The 16,805-nt window shown below is 55.1% G+C and carries 17 protein-coding genes; 9 read left to right on the top strand and 8 right to left on the bottom strand.

Annotation, left to right across the window (positions count from 1 at the left end; genetic code table 11):
• Window positions 1–17: 17 nt before the first annotated feature.
• Window positions 18–704 (bottom strand): RNA chaperone ProQ, encoded by a 687-nt coding sequence (gene proQ, locus HCH49_RS03260; protein WP_221702171.1) that lies wholly within the window; start codon window positions 702–704, stop codon window positions 18–20.
• A gap of 96 nt (window positions 705–800) precedes the next feature.
• Entirely contained in the window at window positions 801–1,298 is a 498-nt protein-coding gene (locus HCH49_RS03255; RefSeq protein WP_008500476.1) for a GAF domain-containing protein, read from the bottom strand.
• Window positions 1,299–1,430: 132 nt separating this feature from the next.
• On the opposite strand from HCH49_RS03255, the gene yebS reads away from it, so the two are divergent.
• The 4 genes from yebS to HCH49_RS03235 all read left to right on the top strand — a co-directional run bounded on the left by yebS (window position 1,431) and on the right by HCH49_RS03235 (window position 7,182).
• On the top strand, window positions 1,431–2,714 hold the full coding sequence (yebS, locus tag HCH49_RS03250; RefSeq protein WP_023312213.1) for a membrane integrity lipid transport subunit YebS: 1,284 nt from the start codon (window positions 1,431–1,433) through the stop codon (window positions 2,712–2,714).
• Window positions 2,683–5,316, top strand: coding sequence for a PqiB family protein (locus HCH49_RS03245; protein WP_033145835.1), 2,634 nt, complete (start codon window positions 2,683–2,685; stop codon window positions 5,314–5,316). The genes yebS and HCH49_RS03245 overlap by 32 nt, the downstream gene beginning before the upstream one ends.
• A gap of 77 nt (window positions 5,317–5,393) precedes the next feature.
• Window positions 5,394–6,836 (top strand): 16S rRNA (cytosine(1407)-C(5))-methyltransferase RsmF, encoded by a 1,443-nt coding sequence (gene rsmF / locus HCH49_RS03240; protein ID WP_409410427.1) that lies wholly within the window; start codon window positions 5,394–5,396, stop codon window positions 6,834–6,836.
• Between the two features lie 106 nt (window positions 6,837–6,942).
• On the top strand, window positions 6,943–7,182 hold the full coding sequence (locus HCH49_RS03235) for a YebV family protein (RefSeq protein WP_008500472.1): 240 nt from the start codon (window positions 6,943–6,945) through the stop codon (window positions 7,180–7,182).
• Window positions 7,183–7,216: 34 nt separating this feature from the next.
• Here the strand turns inward: HCH49_RS03235 and pphA are convergent, their stop codons facing one another.
• On the bottom strand, window positions 7,217–7,861 hold the full coding sequence (pphA, locus tag HCH49_RS03230; protein WP_033145837.1) for a protein-serine/threonine phosphatase: 645 nt from the start codon (window positions 7,859–7,861) through the stop codon (window positions 7,217–7,219).
• 166 nt (window positions 7,862–8,027) lie between these two features.
• Here pphA and HCH49_RS03225 point away from each other — a divergent pair, with 166 nt between their 5' ends.
• Both HCH49_RS03225 and HCH49_RS03220 read left to right on the top strand, forming a co-directional pair.
• The gene (locus tag HCH49_RS03225) at window positions 8,028–8,969 is read left to right on the top strand and encodes a VirK/YbjX family protein (RefSeq protein WP_094935590.1); all 942 of its coding nucleotides are present in this window, start codon (window positions 8,028–8,030) and stop codon (window positions 8,967–8,969) included.
• 173 nt (window positions 8,970–9,142) lie between these two features.
• The gene (locus tag HCH49_RS03220; RefSeq protein WP_221702169.1) at window positions 9,143–10,039 is read left to right on the top strand and encodes a benzoate transporter; all 897 of its coding nucleotides are present in this window, start codon (window positions 9,143–9,145) and stop codon (window positions 10,037–10,039) included.
• Between the two features lie 439 nt (window positions 10,040–10,478).
• On the opposite strand, the gene HCH49_RS03215 is transcribed toward HCH49_RS03220, so the two are convergent.
• Genes HCH49_RS03215 through yobA form a run of 3 tightly spaced genes read right to left on the bottom strand, consistent with a single transcriptional unit; the run spans window position 10,479 to window position 12,076 of the window.
• A complete protein-coding gene (locus HCH49_RS03215) occupies window positions 10,479–10,817 on the bottom strand; it encodes a YebY family protein (protein ID WP_221702166.1) in 339 nt (112 codons plus the stop codon).
• A 16-nt stretch (window positions 10,818–10,833) separates the two neighbouring features.
• The gene (copD, locus tag HCH49_RS03210; RefSeq protein ID WP_033145841.1) at window positions 10,834–11,703 is read right to left on the bottom strand and encodes a copper homeostasis membrane protein CopD; all 870 of its coding nucleotides are present in this window, start codon (window positions 11,701–11,703) and stop codon (window positions 10,834–10,836) included.
• A 1-nt stretch (window position 11,704) separates the two neighbouring features.
• A complete protein-coding gene (yobA, locus tag HCH49_RS03205; protein ID WP_033145842.1) occupies window positions 11,705–12,076 on the bottom strand; it encodes a CopC domain-containing protein YobA in 372 nt (123 codons plus the stop codon).
• A 136-nt stretch (window positions 12,077–12,212) separates the two neighbouring features.
• On the opposite strand from yobA, the gene HCH49_RS03200 reads away from it, so the two are divergent.
• The 3 genes from HCH49_RS03200 (at window position 12,213) to exoX (ending at window position 13,891) form a co-directional block, all read left to right on the top strand.
• Window positions 12,213–12,443, top strand: coding sequence for a DNA polymerase III subunit theta (locus HCH49_RS03200; protein ID WP_008500465.1), 231 nt, complete (start codon window positions 12,213–12,215; stop codon window positions 12,441–12,443).
• Window positions 12,444–12,553: 110 nt separating this feature from the next.
• Entirely contained in the window at window positions 12,554–13,204 is a 651-nt protein-coding gene (locus HCH49_RS03195) for a carbon-nitrogen hydrolase family protein (protein ID WP_033145843.1), read from the top strand.
• 24 nt (window positions 13,205–13,228) lie between these two features.
• Window positions 13,229–13,891 carry an exodeoxyribonuclease X gene (gene exoX / locus HCH49_RS03190; protein ID WP_010432611.1) on the top strand — a complete coding sequence of 221 codons (663 nt, stop codon included), beginning with the start codon at window positions 13,229–13,231 and terminating at the stop codon, window positions 13,889–13,891.
• On the opposite strand, the gene ptrB is transcribed toward exoX, so the two are convergent.
• Window positions 13,888–15,948 (bottom strand): oligopeptidase B, encoded by a 2,061-nt coding sequence (gene ptrB, locus HCH49_RS03185; RefSeq protein ID WP_213729595.1) that lies wholly within the window; start codon window positions 15,946–15,948, stop codon window positions 13,888–13,890. The genes exoX and ptrB overlap by 4 nt on opposite strands.
• Before the next feature lie 85 nt (window positions 15,949–16,033).
• On the bottom strand, window positions 16,034–16,681 hold the full coding sequence (locus HCH49_RS03180) for a tellurite resistance TerB family protein (protein WP_087822784.1): 648 nt from the start codon (window positions 16,679–16,681) through the stop codon (window positions 16,034–16,036).
• Window positions 16,682–16,805: the final 124 nt, after the last annotated feature.

The following is a 16,805-nucleotide window of genomic DNA, read 5'->3' as shown; positions in this document are numbered from 1 at the left end:
CAGGCTTGGCCTCCGTTTCAGAACAACAAGTGTTCTGCGCGTACAATCATTGACATACCAGAAGTCAGCTGTACACGAACGCCATCTTTGGTGATTTCCAGTACGGTGGCGTCCATAGCATTGTTACCCGCTTTTACCTTCAGCGCCTGACCTACGCTCAGGGCGTTAATGTCAGAAACCGGCTTATGGCGCGGCTCTTCACGAGGGGCGCGCGGGGCTTTTGCTGCTGGTTTGTCTGCACGCGGTTTGCGATCGTTATTATCGTGACGGCGCGGCGCAGGGCGTGGTTTACGCTCACGACGAGGCGCTTCTTCCTGGCCGTTTGCCGCTGCGGCTTCGCGTTTTTTCGCCTGCTGTTCTGCACGTTGTGCCTGAACGCGTGCTTTGGCTTCTTCAAGCTGCTTGCGCGCGTGCTCAACGTGCTGCTCGTCCAGCTCACCACACGGGTTGCCGTCGAGATCCACGCGGGTCGCGCCAGGTTTGATACCGTACAGGTAGCGCCAGCTCGAAGTATAAAGACGTAAGGCGGAACGCAGCTGAGTTTTGCTGAGGTTCATTTCCCCTTCAACACGCGCCACCAGATCCTGAAAAATACCGACTTTCAGGGGACGAGCTTCACCTTCCGCGCTGAAGCACTGCGGGAAACGCTCGGCCAGAAATGCGATAACTTCTTTACTGCTATTCAACTTAGGTTGATTTTCCATGAAATTTCCTGATTACAACGGACGTTGCCAACAAGCGCAGGCATGAACAGGCGTCATTATAATGACGCTATCAGTAAATGCTACGTTATCCGTTGATTATCCTGCGACGCTCGCAAAGAATTTTTGATAATCGGTTGCGGCGAGTACGTTTTCCAGATTCGCCACCAGCTCGCGCAGCCCCTGTTCGTCCTCGGTTGTAAAGCGACTGAAGACCGTACTGTCGATATCCAGAACGCCAATAATCTGATTTTTGACCACCAGCGGCAGAACGATTTCAGAATTACTGGCGGCGTCACAGGCAATGTGCCCGTCAAACGCATGAACGTCTTCCACACGCTGGACCTGATTTTCGGCCACCGCCGTGCCGCATACGCCACGCCCTACCGGAATACGCACGCAGGCCAGTTTGCCCTGGAACGGACCGAGCACCAGCGTTTCACCTTCCAGGAGGTAAAAGCCGGCCCAGTTCACGTCAGAGAGACGTTCAAACAGCAATGCGCTAGTATTTGCCAGAGTGGCTAAGAAGCTGGTCTCACCCGCCATCAATGCCTTAAAATCGCGGTTCAGATCCGCGTAGAATTCTGTTTTGTTCATTATTCAATCACTTAGTTGTCTTACAAATTTACCGCATAGCCTATTAAAATAAGCATTAAATGCGCTCATGCTCAAGATGAATCCGTTCATGAGTTATTATAACTTTCAACAATACTTATTTGTGCGCAGCTGATGGCCTTAAAAACAACCAAAATTACGCCGACAAGAAAGATAACTGTCCATACGGTAAGCGAAGCTTTGCCACGTGCACATTATCAGCGTTGCCCCCAGTGCGATACGCTTTTTATGTTGCCGAAGATGAAATCGCACCAAAGTGCCTTTTGTCCCCGCTGCGACGCCAAAATTCGCGACGGCCGCGACTGGTCGCTCACCCGCCTCGCCGCCATGGCCGTCACCATGCTGCTGCTAATGCCCTTCGCCTGGAGCGAACCGCTGCTGAAACTCTACCTGCTTGGCGTGCGCATTGACGCCAACGTGCTGCAGGGTATCTGGCAGATGACCCGTCAGGGCGATCCCATCACCGCTGCCATGGTGCTGTTCTGCACCGTTGGCGCGCCGCTGGTGCTGGTCGCCGCCATTGCCTATCTGTGGTTTGGCAATATTCTCGGCATGAACCTTCGCCCGGTGCTGCTGATGCTGGATAAGCTCAAAGAGTGGGTGATGCTGGATATTTATCTGGTGGGCGTGGGCGTTGCGTCAATAAAGGTGCAGGACTACGCCTTTTTGCAGCCCGGCATCGGACTTTTTGCTTTCATCAGCCTGGTATTGCTGAGCATCCTGACGCTGATCCACCTGAACGTTGAACAGCTCTGGGAGCGATTTTACCCTCAGCGCCCCGCCACGCGTCCTGATGAAAATCTACGCGTCTGTCTGGGATGCCACTATACCGGCTTGCCCGACGCGCGTGGGCGCTGCCCGCGGTGTCACATTCCGTTGAGACTGCGGCGCAACAACAGCCTGCAAAAATGCTGGGCCGCGCTGATCGCCTCCCTGGTGTTTCTGATCCCAGCCAATATGCTGCCGATCTCCATCATTTACGTGAATGGCGGGCGTCAGGAGGATACTATCCTCTCCGGGATTATCTCCCTTGCGCACAGCAACGTCGGGGTGGCGGCGATCGTCTTTATTGCCAGTATCCTGGTTCCCTTTACCAAAGTGGTGGTGATGTTTACCCTGCTCATCAGCATTCACTTTAAGTGTGAACAAGGCTTACGGACCCGCATTCTACTGCTGCGGTTCGTCACCTGGATTGGCCGCTGGTCAATGTTAGATCTGTTCGTGATTTCGCTGATGATGTCGCTCATCAATCGCGACCAGCTACTTGCTTTTACAATGGGACCCGCGGCTTTTTATTTCGGCTCTGCGGTGATATTGACTATTCTTGCTGTGGAATGGCTGGATAGCCGCTTACTTTGGGATGCACATGAGTCAGGAAACCCCCGCTTCGCCGACTGAAGCGAGAATTAAAACAAAACGCCGCATTTCGCCATTCTGGTTGCTGCCCGTCATCGCCCTGATGATTGCAGGCTGGCTGATCTGGACGAGCTATGAAGATCGCGGGAGTACCGTCACCATTGATTTCCAGACCGCCGACGGCATCGTCGCCGGGCGAACGCCCGTTCGCTTCCAGGGGGTTGAAGTGGGTACGGTTCAGGACATCTCCCTTGGAAAAGGGCTGAACAAGATTCAGGTGCGGGTCAGTATTAAATCTGACATGCAGGATGCCCTGCGCAGCGAAACGCAGTTCTGGCTGGTCACGCCAAAAGCGTCTCTGGCCGGCGTGTCAGGGCTGGATGCGCTCGTGGGCGGTAACTATATCGGCATGATGCCGGGTAAAGGAGAGCCACAGGATCACTTTGTTGCCCTGGATACACAGCCCAAGTACCGCCTCAACAACGGCGATTTAATGATTCATCTGCAGGCGCCGGATCTCGGTTCTCTGAACAGCGGTTCGCTGGTCTATTTCCGCAAAATCCCGGTTGGCCGCGTGTACGATTACGCGATCAACCCGAATAAACAGGGCGTCACCATCGACGTGCTGATCGAGCGTCGCTTCACCAATCTGGTGAAAAAAGGCAGCCGCTTCTGGAACGTCTCCGGCGTGGATGCGGACGTCAGCCTGAGCGGTGCGAAAGTGAAGCTGGAGAGTCTGGCCGCGCTGGTGAATGGTGCCATTGCTTTTGACTCCCCGGAAAACTCAAGCCCTGCCACCGCGGATGACTCATTTGGATTGTACGCAGACCTGGCGCACAGCCAGCGCGGCGTGATCGTCAAACTCGCTCTGCCCGATGCTAAGGGGCTAAAAGCGGGTTCAACGCCGCTGATGTATCAGGGGTTGCAGGTTGGTCAGCTCACCAAAATGACGCTCAACCCGGGCGGCTCGGTCACAGGAGAAATGACTGTCGATCCGAGCGTGGTCGACCTCCTGCGCGAGAAAACGCGTATCGAAATGCGCAGTCCAAAGCTCTCCCTGAACGATGCCAGCCTCAGCACGCTGTTGACCGGCAATACGTTTGAACTCATCCCCGGTGAAGGTGAGCCCAGCAATAGCTTCGTGATTGCCCCGGCGGATAAATCCCTGCTGCAAAAGCCGGGCGTAGTGACCGTCACGCTGAATGCGCCAGAAAGTTACGGAATCGAAGCCGGCCAGCCGTTAATTTTACACGGCGTGCAGGTCGGCCAGGTGCTGGAGCGTAAGCTCTCCGCGAATGGCGTGACCTTCTCGGTCGCCATCGATCCGCAGTACAGCGACCTGGTGCACGGCGACAGCAAATTCGTGGTAAACAGTCGCGTCGATGTGAAGGTGGGACTGGACGGCGTGGAATTCCTCGGCGCCAGCGCCAGCGAATGGGTTAACGGCGGCATCCGCATTCTGCCCGGCGATAAAGGCCCCGTTCGCGACAGCTATCCGCTGTATGCCAACCTGGAGAAAGCGGTTGAAAACAGCCTGAGCGATCTCCCTACCACCACGCTGACATTAAGCGCCGAGACGCTGCCGGACGTACAGGCAGGTTCCGTGGTGCTGTATCGCAAGTTTGAAGTTGGGGAAGTGATCGCCGTTCGCCCGCGTGCGGACGCGTTTGATATCGAACTGCATATCAAGCCGGAGTACCGCAAGCTGCTGACGCCAAACAGCGTCTTCTGGGCCGAAGGCGGCGCGAAAGTCCAGCTTAACGGTAACGGGCTGACCGTGCAGGCCTCACCGCTCTCTCGCGCGCTGCGCGGGGCGATTAGCTTCGATAATCTTAGCGGCGCGGGCGCGAATCTGCGCAAAGGAGATAAGCGTATTCTCTTCCCGTCCGAAACCGCCGCACGCGCCGTGGGTGGACAGATTACCCTGCACGCGTTTGATGCCGGTAAGCTGGCGGAAGGCATGCCAATCCGCTATCTGGGCATTGATATTGGACAAATCCAGAAGCTGACGCTGATTACCTCGCGCAACGAGGTGCAGGCCACCGCCGTGCTGTACCCGGAATATGTGCAGACCTTCGCCCGCACGGGTTCGCGCTTCTCGGTGGTGACGCCGCAGATCTCGGCCGCAGGCGTTGAGCATCTCGACACCATCCTGCAGCCGTACATCAACGTTGAGCCGGGCCAGGGCAATGCACGTCGTGATTTCGAGCTTCAGGAAGCCACGATCACCGACTCGCGCTATCTTGGCGGCCTGAGCATCGTGGTGGAAGTGCCGGAAGCCGGCTCGCTGAGCATCGGCACCCCGGTTCTGTTCCGCGGCATTGAAGTGGGTACGGTCACGGGCCTGACGCTCGGTACGCTCTCCGACCGCGTAATGGTGGCGTTACGCATCAGCGAACGCTACCAGCACCTGGTCCGTAATAACTCGGTATTCTGGCTGGCATCCGGCTATTCGCTGGACTTTGGCCTGACGGGAGGCGTGGTGAAAACCGGCACCTTCAACCAGTTCATTCGCGGCGGTATCGCGTTTGCCACGCCGCCGGGCACGCCGCTGGCGCCGAAAGCGCAGCCGGGTAAACACTTCCTGCTGCTCGAAAGCGAACCGAAAGAGTGGCGCGAATGGGGAACCGCCCTGCCGCGTTAATCTGAAAGGCTCCGGTGTCAACGCACCGGAGCCTTTATGTTACACTGCGCACCTGAACTTTTCCCTGTGGTGTGCCCGTGGCTCAAAACTCCGTATTTCTTCCTGAACAATTCCTGGCGCAGATGCGCGAGGCGCTTCCTTCTCACCTGTCGTTAGATGATTTTATCGCCGCCTGCCAGCGTCCGTTACGCCGAAGTATTCGCGTCAACACGCTGAAAATCAGCGTCGATGATTTTCTGGCGCTGGTCTCGCCGTACGGCTGGCAGCTTACGCCGGTCCCGTGGTGCGCCGAGGGGTTCTGGATCGAACGCGATGACGAAGCCTCGCTGCCGCTGGGCAGTACCGCTGAACATCTGAGCGGCCTGTTCTATATTCAGGAAGCCAGCTCGATGCTGCCGGTGGCCGCCCTGTTCGCCGATGGCAATGCGCCTGAACGCGTGATGGATGTTGCCGCCGCTCCTGGCTCAAAAACCACGCAAATTGCCGCCCGAATGGGTAACCACGGGGCGATCCTCGCCAACGAGTTTTCCGCCAGCCGCGTGAAGGTGCTGCATGCCAACATCAGCCGCTGCGGTATTCATAATGTTGCCCTGACGCACTTCGACGGACGCGTGTTTGGCGCCGCTTTACCGGAAGCCTTCGATGCCATTCTGCTGGACGCGCCCTGCTCCGGCGAAGGGGTGGTGCGTAAAGATCCCGACGCGTTAAAAAACTGGTCAGTTGAGAGCAACCTGGAGATCGCCGCCACGCAGCGCGAGCTGATCGACAGCGCATTTCACGCGTTGCGCCCTGGCGGCACGCTGGTCTATTCAACGTGCACCTTAAACCGCGATGAAAACGAAGACGTCTGCCTGCGGCTGAAAGCGAACTACCCGGAGGCAGTTGAGTTCCTGCCGCTTAACGGCCTGTTCGCCTCGGCACAGGAGGCGGTCACGCCGGAGGGTTTCCTTCACGTGTTCCCGCAGATTTACGACTGCGAAGGTTTTTTTGTGGCGCGTTTGCGTAAAACGCAGGCGGTTGCTCCCCTGCCCGCACCTAAATTCAAGGTCGGCAACTTCCCGTTTTCCCCTCTTAAAGGTCGCGATGCAGCACAGCTTGAAGCCGCCGCCAAAAAGGTTGGGCTGGTCTGGGATGAGAGCCTGCACCCCTGGATGCGTGATAAAGAGATATGGCTGTTCCCGGCACAGATCGAGCCGCTTATCGGAAAGGTCCGTTTTTCCCGAATCGGTATCCGCCTGGCGGAAGTGCATAATAAAGGGTATCGCTGGCAGCATGAGGCCGTTATCGCCCTTGCCGGAGGCGAGAATACCTTTGCCCTGACGCATCAGGAAGCCGAAGAGTGGTACCGTGGTCGCGATGTCTATCCGGACAGCACGCCATCAGGCGATGAAGTGATAGTGACGTATCAGGGATATCCGCTGGGGCTGGCAAAAAAGGTCGGTTCAAGGCTGAAAAACAGCTATCCGCGCGAGCTGGTTCGGGACGGCCGTCTGTTTACCGGTAACGATCGCACAGCCTGAAAAAAAGCGCATTTTTTTACTGGCGATTTTGCTCTCCTTGTCTACGATCAAAAATGGGTGATCGCACTGGTCATACCAGATTTTGACAACCGACCCGGAGAGCACTATGACGAAAACCAGCGTGCGTATTGGCGCTTTTGAGATCGACGACGCAGAGCTGCGCGGCGAAGCACAAGGCGATCGAACGTTAAGTATTCCCTGCAAATCCGACCCGGATTTGTGCATGCAGCTCGATGCATGGGATGCAGACACCAGCGTCCCGGCAATACTTGATGGCGAACATTCTGTCCTTTACCGTGAGCATTACGATAGTAAAACCGATGCCTGGGTCATGCGTCTTGCCTGACCTAAAGAGAACCCGCCCGAAGGCGGGTTATTTATTACTGCAGCTGCGCCAGCGTAAAGTAACCGTCGAAAACAGCCCCCGTATCAATGTAGTGAAGATTATTAAAATCGTATCTTCTGTCGAGAGGCGTATGTCCAAACCAGAAATGATCCGCGCCGCTGATGCCCTCTCCTTTACCCACCATAAATCCCATCAGCCTGTCGCGGTTCCATAAGACGCGCTGGGCACTGACCGGTTTTTGCCATCGGTATTCCGCGGCCGGATAATCAGCATGGGCAATCACATTCAGACCGTTCGCACAGGTTATCTCGATGATATGCGGTAAATCGCGACAGGCATCGAGCAACGACAGGGCAAGCTGTTGCTGGTCGCGTTCAAGATGCGAAAACCATATTCCGCCATTCATCGTCCAGAGTGAAAAATCGTTATTATCCAGACTGTCGAGAGCCATTTGCTCATGGTTTCCCCGCACGGCACGAAACCATTTTTCATGAATTAACTGCAGGCATTTAACGCTATCAGGGCCACGATCGATCACATCCCCGACCGAAATAAGTAAATCCTCATACGGGTTAAAGTGACGGCGTTTAAGTTCATCCATAAGCCACTGGTAACAACCGTGTATATCGCTGACAACCCAGACGTGACGCCACATCCCACCTTCAATTCGCTGATACATAGAACCTCCTTTAAACAGTATAGCCGCCGCAGAAAAGGCGACAGACCGGCGCGGTCGTCACGAAGTGAAACAAACGGTAAACCAAACAGAAATAAAGATCCTCGCGCTATTAATCCCTTTTTATTGGCTCTTTAGAATAAGGGGATAAAAAAAGAGGGGTCTTCACGTGTCTAATACGCACCTGCATAACGATGTTTTCTATCCGCATCGCACAAACATTATTTCCGAGCTGGTGAACGGCAAACGCGTGCCGGGTCCAATCTGGCGTAAACGCGAATATCGCCTGAAGTTCCTTTTACGCTCGCTTCTGTTCTGGTCTTCTACCCATCGCATGCTGGAAGCCCTTTCGGGTCGCGACGATTTCGACAGGCTGCTGGCCTCTCAAATTACGTTGCCCAGCAAGACCCACCGACAGTATCTGATGCGCGGCCTGACGGCTAACGATCGCGCCGACGCCATCGTCAACCATTACTACTGGATTGATAGCCTGAAAGAGAGCGGTCTCGCTCAGGCCCTGAGCAGCCCGCAGGAGCAAACCGTTGTGCAGTTCCATGCCAAAGACGGTGTTACCTATACGGTCAATGCCTCCTCTGCGGGGAAAGCCGAGCGCGAAGGCGAAAGCACGCTGTGGCTTCGCGACAACGAGGATACGCTGCTGGCCAGCCTGACCTTTAGCGTCGCGCGCAGTAACGGTCAGCAAGTCATGGTCATCGGCGGGCTTCAGGGGCCCCGCCGCAGCGTATCGCGAGACGTCATTAAGCAGGCTACCCGCGCCTGTCACGGCCTGTTCCCTAAGCGCGTGTTAATGGAAGTTCTTTTTCAGCTGGCTGCACAGTCATCTGTCCGGGCGATTTTTGCCGTCAGCGATGAAGGGCACGTTTTCCGCGCGTTGCGATATCGCCTGAGCAAAGGCCGCCATTTCCACGCCAGCTACGATGAATTTTGGGCGTCTCTGGACGGTAAAAAACTTTCAAGCTTCTGCTGGCAACTGCCGCTGCAGATGGAGCGTAAATCCCTTGAAGAAATTGCCAGTAAAAAACGCGCCGAATACCGCCGTCGCTTTGAGCTGCTCGATGAAATAGAGGCATCCGTTAAGTCCCACTTTTAAGCCTGGCCGGCGTCTTCGCTCACTGCATAGCGGATGCATTCCGTTTAAAAAAGAATGATAAAGCAGTGCACTATTGCACAGGGCGAGGGCGCTCAGTTAGCATTGCGCGAAATGAAACCGGCGAATGCGTTGGGAAGAGCGCAATGTGGGCGCAAAAATGAGGGACTTCGGTAATGATCTATGACTGCTTCTTATATTACGATGAAGATATGCTTCTCGAAATCAGGCTAAACACGCTCGCGGACGTTGTCGATCGCTTTGTTATCGTTGAGTCAACGCATACCTTTACCGGTAAAAAGAGGCCGCTGCATTTTGACATTAATAAATACAGCCAGTTTAAAGATAAAATTATCTACGTTGTTCATGATAAAGAACCGATTACGAAAGCCGCTGAAGAATCACACCCTGCTCGGGAGGTGATTCCGGTTCTGCCAGAGGGGATGGTGGTGGATGCGTGGGCAAATGAAGCCGCGCAGAGGAATGCCATCATGCAGGGTTTGACGCATGCCAACGATAATGATTTGATTTTAGTTTCCGATGTCGATGAGATATTTTCACCACAGGTGGTGGCATCGATAAATCCCAAAAAGCTCTGCACCACTATTTATCAGAATTTCTATAATTATCAGTTCAACCTGCAGGTTTTTAATACTGACAACACGCCAAGAAAATGTAAATTACCGAGAGCCACACAATATAAAAATCTCGTTAGTTTCTTTGGCGGCGAACCTGAATCATTCAGGAATCTCAAACGCACCCGAAGCGTTAAAAACTGGTCCTGGCTAAAGTGGAACTGGTTCAAGATTAACAACAGCATTATTGACAATGGTGGCTGGCACTTCTCGTGGGTAATGACACCCGAGCGCATCTCAGAAAAAATGTCGACCATATCCCATACTGAATACGATCTTCCTGAGTTTAACAACCCGGAACACATCATGAAGGTCATTAAAAATGCGGAAGATATCTGGGGGCGCGACAGGACGTTAATCAAGCAAGAACTAACGGTTGAAAACTTCCCGGAGTACATTGTCCGCCACAAAGACAAATTCAGCGCGTTCATTATTTAGCTTAGGGATGCCCTTTTGCTCGCCAGAGGGCGTTTGCTCAGCGGTCGCTCGGCCACAAAATTTTAACAAAGATCCCAAAAAACCCTGGACGCACGCGGTCCTGAGTATGTTATGGTTTAGACAGGATATGGAATGTTCGAGAAAGTTTCGGGTGATTTAGAGTCAACACCGAACAATGCTTTGAAAAACATACAGATAAAAAGAGACCGAATACGATTCCTGTATTCGGTCCAGGGAAATGGCTCTTGGGAGAGAGCCGTGCGCTAAAAGTTGGCATTAATGCAGGCTAAGTCGCCTTGCCTTTTAAGAATAGATGACGACGCCAGGTTTTCCAGTCCACAGCAAAAGCGGTCGGAAAAAAAGCGCCAGAGCATCATTAAAAGTGAAAAACCGCAGTGCTTTCGCAAGCATCTGCGGTTTTTTATTGGAAACCCGAACGTTAGCAGAGCTTGTCGGCGCGCTCGATAAACGGCGCCAGACTCATTTTTTGTCCCGGATGCGCCGGGTCATCGATCTGAATAATGCTAATCGGCTGGCCGCTGCTCTTGCCGCTGGCTACCTGCTGCTCTGCGGTATCATTCAGCGGGTATTGCACCAGCGTGCTCGGGTTGATGGCATACAGCGCATGGTCTGGACGGCAGGTCAGCATTACCTCTTCGCGATTGAACGCCCATTTGTCCTTACCCACTTCAAAACGACTCACGGTGATGACCTGCGGTGCGGCAAGCGCGCTCCCCGTACAGGCCAGCAATAAGAGAGAAAATACTGTCTTTTTCATATGATATTTAACCTTGTCAGAAGGGTTCCCAGGTGGCGAACAGACTGACCGTTGCCAGCACCAGCGCTCCCAGCACCACTTCTGCCTGTGTCATCCTGATAAAAATCTGTTGTGCTCGCCCGCTCTCCGGACGAAACCGTGGCACCAGAAAATACCGATTTGCCAGCGCAATTACCACCATCAACGCCACCAGCGCACATTTGAACAACAAAAACCGCACGTAGCCAGCCTGCCAGGGAATATCGAGGCCCAGTATCATGAGCGCATTTATCACCCCGGAGAGCAGGACGCCCGCAACGGCGTAATGCCCCACGCGCGAGAAGCGCATCATGGTAAAGATGGCGGCATTCTGCCAGCGCCCTTTCGCCAGACGCATACAGAACAGCAGGGGCATTAATCCGCCAAGCCAGGTGGCGGCACATATCAGGTGAAAAGCATAATTAAGACGCTGCAGCGCCCCCGTCGGACCGTCGTTCATCGCCGCATGCCCTACCCCAGCCAGCAGGATAAGCTGTCCCATTGCGAGCAGCAGCAGCCGCGAACCTTTCAGCGGCGCAAGCCATGCCGCACCGACCGTCAGCGCAGCGAGGATTATTTGCCACAGCCAGACGCCGCCAAACCGGGTTCCCATCACGCTGAACCATACCTGTGGCGCAAACACATCTCCCCAGCCGTTGCCCATCAATCCGCCCTGCAGCACAAACATCAGGACCGCAGCCGCCAGGCTCACTAAGGCCGCCACTTTCTGCTGCGACAGAAAACGCCGGGACAGCAGACGGTGAAGAGACGAAGGCGCAAACCAGACGCTGTAAAGCGCATTGCCAAACACCAGCATCAGCGCCCCGAAATGGATAAAGCGTAGCCCGATATAACACAGCGTCAGCATGCTATTTCACGCTAAAGTGATAGCTGCCTTTGGTTTTATGGCCATCCACGGAAACCACATGCCAGTCCACCTGGTAAGTCCCTGATGCCAGCGTTTGTTCCAGCGGCACGGTAAGCTGAGCTTTGTTCTTTTCGTCGCGCGTAGCGGTTCCCGTTTTGATGACCTGCTTTTGCGCATCCGTTACCACCACACCGCTAAATCCAGGTTCGATACCTTCTGAAAAATTCAGCGTAAGTGCCTGCGGTGCGGTCACCACGCTGTCTGCTGCCGGGATCTGCTGTTTAAGATGTGCATGTGCCAGCACGGAAGGCGTCATCATTGTCGAGGCCACAAAAACCAGTGCGCAGACCGCGCGGGAAGCGGAGAAACCCATCCTATCATTCCTTTTTGTTATGTCTGTATGCTAAAGAATAACGCTGTATAATAAACGAGTCGAGGATCATCCTGCCTCCGCTTGTCATCGTCGTGCAATCGCGGTAACGTTGCCGCCGCATAAAAAGGAGAAGGTAATGAAGATCAATCTGGCCGCCCTTCCGCAGGACGAGATGGATAAAGTGAATGTCGATCTCGCTGCCGCTGGCGTCGCGTTCAAAGAGCGTTACAACATGCCCGTCGTGGCTGAAGTCGTGGAACGGGAACAGCCCGCCCATCTGCGCGACTGGTTTCGCGAAAGACTCATCGCCCACCGCCTCGCCTCGGTCAACCTCTCCCGTTTACCGTACGAGCCTAAAGTTAAATAAGCTTAACGAGTCGTTACATTTCCTTACGCGGAATCTGGCAGGATAAGAAAACCCTGATTATTTTAGGTGTATTCTTAAATCTCTGCGACTCAGTGTATAAGGAAGTCACGATGTCACATTGGAATATAGCGGCAGCCCAATATGGCGGGCTGCATCAGACTGTAGATGACCATGTTACGCACCACCTGCGCTTCATCGCCGAAGCAGCACGGCAGCGGTGCGATCTGCTGGTTTTCCCTGAACTCTCATTAACGGGCTCTGGCTCGCCGACGTTACCTCCCCCGCCCGATGACGCGCAGCTGGAGCCGCTGCTCAACGCGGCACATCAACACCAGATCACCGTTATTGCCGGGCTCCCCCTGGAACAGAATGGCCAGCGCCAGAAAGGCCTTGTGCTGTTTTCGCCCGCTCGCCATCGCATTTTGCGCTATCCGCAAGGGGGCGGTGCCAGCCTCGTGCCGGGGGATAAACACCTTACCATCCTTGATGCACATCCCGATTCGCCCAATCTCGATCCCCGGGCAACGCTTGTTACCAGCTGCCAGTCGGTGGGGGATAATCGCTGGCGGCAGTCCATCAGTAACCTGCAGCGCTTCGCGCATAAATATGCCATTGCGGTGCTGATGGCGAACGCCTGCGGCGGCAGCGCGCTCTGGGATGAAAAAGGCCAGCTGATCGTGCGCGCGGATAAGGGCGAGCTTCTGGTGACCGGCACGCTCGGCGGAGAGGGTTGGCAAGGCGATATCATTCCTTTAGGCTAGGCGTTTTAAGCTCAGGAGTTTTCAATGCTGCGCGTCATCGATACCGAAACTTGCGATCTTCAGGGCGGAATAGTGGAAGTGGCCTCTGTCGACGTGGTTGATGGTAAAATCGTCAACCCAATGAGCCATCTGGTGCGTCCCGATCGCCCCATCAGCCCTCAGGCGATGGCTATCCATCGCATTACCGAATCGATGGTGGCGGATAAGCCGTGGATCGAAGAGATCATTCCGCACTACTACGGTAGCCCGTGGTACGTCGCGCATAACGCCAGCTTTGACCGCCGGGTATTGCCTGAAATGCCGGGGGAATGGATTTGCACCATGAAGCTGGCGCGTCGTCTCTGGCCGGGGATTAAATACAGCAACATGGCGCTGTACAAGTCCCGCAAGCTCAGCGTTCGTACCCCTGAGGGGCTTCACCATCACCGCGCCCTGTATGACTGCTATATCACCGCCGCGTTGCTGATTGATATTATGAATATCTCTGGCTGGACGCCGGATGACATGGCGACGATCACAGGACGTCCCGCGCTGCTGACCACGTTTACCTTTGGTAAATATCGCGGGAAGCCAGTGTCCGAGGTGGCGGATAAAGACCCGGGCTATTTGCGCTGGCTGTATAACAACCTCGACAGAATGAGCCCGGAGCTGCGCTTAACGCTGAAACATTATCTGGGCGACGCTTAACGCTCCGCACGGCCTGGCAGCGTGTCCTGCGCCAGGCCTATTAAAAAGGCATATTCCAGAGCAACCCCTTCGTACGATTTAAATCGCCCCGATTTCCCCCCGTGTCCGGAATCCATGTCGGTACACAGCAGCAGCAGATTGTCATCGGTTTTCAGCTCACGCAGTTTTGCCACCCATTTTGCCGGCTCCCAGTATTGCACCTGAGAATCATGCAAACCGGTGGTGACCAGCATATGCGGGTAGGATTTCGCCTCCACGTTATCGTACGGGCTGTACTCTTTCATATAGCGGTAGTACATCTCATCCTGCGGATTCCCCCACTCCTCAAACTCCCCGGTAGTAAGGGGAATGGATTCATCGAGCATGGTCGTGACCACATCGACAAACGGAACCTGCGCGACAATCCCCTTAAAGCGGTCGGGACGCTGGTTGATCGCTGCCCCCATCAGCATACCGCCCGCGCTGCCCCCCATCCCAAAGCAGAGCTGCGGATCGCCGTAGCCCTGCTCAATCAGCGCATCGCAGACGTCGAGGTAGTCATTGAAGGTGTTTTTCTTCTTCAGGAATTTCCCGTCTTCATACCAGTGCTGGCCCAGCTCACCGCCGCCGCGAATATGGGCGATGGCGAAAACAAAACCGCGATCGAGCAGGCTTAACCGGCTGCTGCTGAAATCGGCGTCCATGCTTGAGCCATACGAGCCGTAGCCGTACACCAGAATCGGGTTTTTGCCTTTCTGGAAATGAGCCCGATGGTAAACAAGAGAGACCGGCACCTCCACGCCATCACGGGCAGTGACCCACAGGTGCTCGCTGCGGTAGTTTTCGGACTCAAACCCTTTTACCTCGGTCTGTTTAATCACCTGGCGCTGCCCGGTATCCATATCCAGCTCAAACAGGGTGTCCGGCGTGGTCATGGAGGAGTAGCCGTAGCGCAACCGCGACGATTCGGGTTCAGGGTTGAACCCAATCCACGTCACGTAGGCCGGGTCATCGAACGCAATCCCCACCACTTCCCGGGTTTTTCGGTTGATTTGTCGGATACTGGTCAGCCCGCGCTGACGCTCTTCCACCACCAGCCAGTCGGTAAAGAGGGTGAACCCTTCCAGCATCACCTGATCCCGCGCGGGGATAAGCACCTCCCACTTGCGCTCATCGCGCACTTTGGTTTTATAGAGACCAAAGTTTTTGCCCTCGCGATTGGAGCGCAAATAAAAGCTGTGCTGGAAGTGGTCCAGGCTGTACTCGTGATCCTTGCGGCGCGGCAGGAAACAGAGCGGCTGGGCGTCCGGCAGTTCGGCATCCAGCAGCAGGACTTCCGACGTCGTCGCGCTGGCAAGGAAGATAATCACATAGTGGCGTGAGGAGGTTTTATGCAGGCTGACATAGAAGGTTTCGTCTTTCTCTTCATAAACCAGCTCGTCGTCAGCGGAGTCCGTTCCCACGGTATGTCGCCACACCTGGTAAGGCAGCAGCGTCGACGCGTGTTTTTTGACGTAGTAAACCGTCTCGGAATCATTTGCCCAGACAAAATCCGGGGAGACGTTTTCCAGCATTTCCGGATACCAGTTGCCGGTCTCCAGATTGCGAAACCGCAGGCCGTACTGGCGGCGGGAGAGATAATCCTCCGCCAGCGCCATCACCGCGTTGTCAGGGGAAATGGACATGCCGCCCAGGGTATAAAACTCGCTGTGGGCGGCGCGCTGGTTGGCATCCAGCAGAATATCCCACTCATCCCATTCGGCGCTTAACACCGACTGACGCTGGTAGATGGGATACTCATTGCCGGGCTCGTAAATATGGCGATAGCGATAGCCGTTTTTGGTCCAGGGCGCGGAGATATCGCGCTGGGGAATACGCTGCACCATTTCATTCAGGAGCTGGTCCTGAAGCGTCTGCTGGCTGGACATGACCTTGCGGCCATAGTCGTTTTCCTCGTGCAGGTAGTCGAGTACCTCTGGCCGGGAGCGCGAATCGTCCCTCAGCCAGTAATAGTTGTCTATACGCGTATCGCCATGCGTGGTGATCGCATAAGGAGTACGTCGGGCTTTCGGTGGCATGTCATCATTCTTTTAAGTTTTACACCCTATAAGGTTGGCAAAACCCACGCATGATGCAAGCGAAACAGCGTCGCGACGGCGACGACTATCCCTGTAACGCCTGTTTTTGCTCCCGGATATCCCGCTCAATGCCCTCGCGCACGTCCTGAGGGATCTTTAACGCATCGCCCAGGGCGTTAAGGTAGCTCCGCTCCATAAAATGATCGATATCGATGGCGGCACAGCTGAGGAAATAGAGCTCCAGCGCCTCTTCCTCATTTTTCACACTTTGGGCAAGACGCTGCGGCTCGAGCGGCTGTTCAATCGCCTGCGCCACCAGCACTCTTCCCTTCTCTTCAACGCCGGCCTCGCGCAGCTGCTGCTCGATCGCCGATCGTTCCTTATCGTCAATATGCCCGTCGCTTTTCGCGGCAAAAACCAGCGCAAGAATGAGCCGTTCGGTACGCAGATCCAGCGGCGAGGTGTGCTCGCCGTAATGCGGTTCATCGCTGTGCGCGGTCCGTATTCTGTCCTTGTATTTATTCCACAGCACGGTGCCCGCGATGGCGCCGCCGCCGGCCAGCAGCGCGCCTGTACCATACTTTGCCAGCAGCTTGCGTGAGGATTTATTCGCGACCAGCAGGCCTGCCAGCCCGCCGAGCGCCCCGGGTACCAGCAGTTTGCTGAGGTCCCGCTCGCCAGACGATGTTTTCTGCCCTAACAGGGATTGCAATTGATTTAACCAGCCAGACATGGTTTCCCTCACTTAACGGTGAACATGTTTCACAGCGTAAGCGAGCAGGCGTCAGGAAATGTCTGGTCGGGCTAAAGATGCGCAAATTTCTGTCCCCTCGTTTAGCCGTGCACGAGACAGACGC

This window comes from Enterobacter sp. Y17 (assembly GCF_019730495.1).
Classification (GTDB): domain Bacteria; phylum Pseudomonadota; class Gammaproteobacteria; order Enterobacterales; family Enterobacteriaceae; genus Enterobacter; species Enterobacter asburiae_B.
This window is presented reverse-complemented; position numbering and strand designations above follow the sequence as displayed.

What these genes read in the sequence shown, in the direction of transcription:
- yobA (WP_033145842.1), bottom strand. Translation starts at nt 12,076, where the DNA reads ATGGGTTTCTCCGCTTCCCGCGCGGTCTGCGCACTGGTTTTTGTGGCC.
- HCH49_RS03245 (WP_033145835.1), top strand. Translation starts at nt 2,683, where the DNA reads ATGAGTCAGGAAACCCCCGCTTCGCCGACTGAAGCGAGAATTAAAACA.
- HCH49_RS03220 (WP_221702169.1), top strand. Translation starts at nt 9,143, where the DNA reads ATGATCTATGACTGCTTCTTATATTACGATGAAGATATGCTTCTCGAA.
- pphA (WP_033145837.1), bottom strand. Translation starts at nt 7,861, where the DNA reads ATGTATCAGCGAATTGAAGGTGGGATGTGGCGTCACGTCTGGGTTGTC.
- HCH49_RS03180 (WP_087822784.1), bottom strand. Translation starts at nt 16,681, where the DNA reads ATGTCTGGCTGGTTAAATCAATTGCAATCCCTGTTAGGGCAGAAAACA.
- exoX (WP_010432611.1), top strand. Translation starts at nt 13,229, where the DNA reads ATGCTGCGCGTCATCGATACCGAAACTTGCGATCTTCAGGGCGGAATA.
- HCH49_RS03235 (WP_008500472.1), top strand. Translation starts at nt 6,943, where the DNA reads ATGACGAAAACCAGCGTGCGTATTGGCGCTTTTGAGATCGACGACGCA.
- ptrB (WP_213729595.1), bottom strand. Translation starts at nt 15,948, where the DNA reads ATGCCACCGAAAGCCCGACGTACTCCTTATGCGATCACCACGCATGGC.
- yebS (WP_023312213.1), top strand. Translation starts at nt 1,431, where the DNA reads ATGGCCTTAAAAACAACCAAAATTACGCCGACAAGAAAGATAACTGTC.
- proQ (WP_221702171.1), bottom strand. Translation starts at nt 704, where the DNA reads ATGGAAAATCAACCTAAGTTGAATAGCAGTAAAGAAGTTATCGCATTT.
- HCH49_RS03195 (WP_033145843.1), top strand. Translation starts at nt 12,554, where the DNA reads ATGTCACATTGGAATATAGCGGCAGCCCAATATGGCGGGCTGCATCAG.
- HCH49_RS03215 (WP_221702166.1), bottom strand. Translation starts at nt 10,817, where the DNA reads ATGAAAAAGACAGTATTTTCTCTCTTATTGCTGGCCTGTACGGGGAGC.
- HCH49_RS03200 (WP_008500465.1), top strand. Translation starts at nt 12,213, where the DNA reads ATGAAGATCAATCTGGCCGCCCTTCCGCAGGACGAGATGGATAAAGTG.
- HCH49_RS03255 (WP_008500476.1), bottom strand. Translation starts at nt 1,298, where the DNA reads ATGAACAAAACAGAATTCTACGCGGATCTGAACCGCGATTTTAAGGCA.
- copD (WP_033145841.1), bottom strand. Translation starts at nt 11,703, where the DNA reads ATGCTGACGCTGTGTTATATCGGGCTACGCTTTATCCATTTCGGGGCG.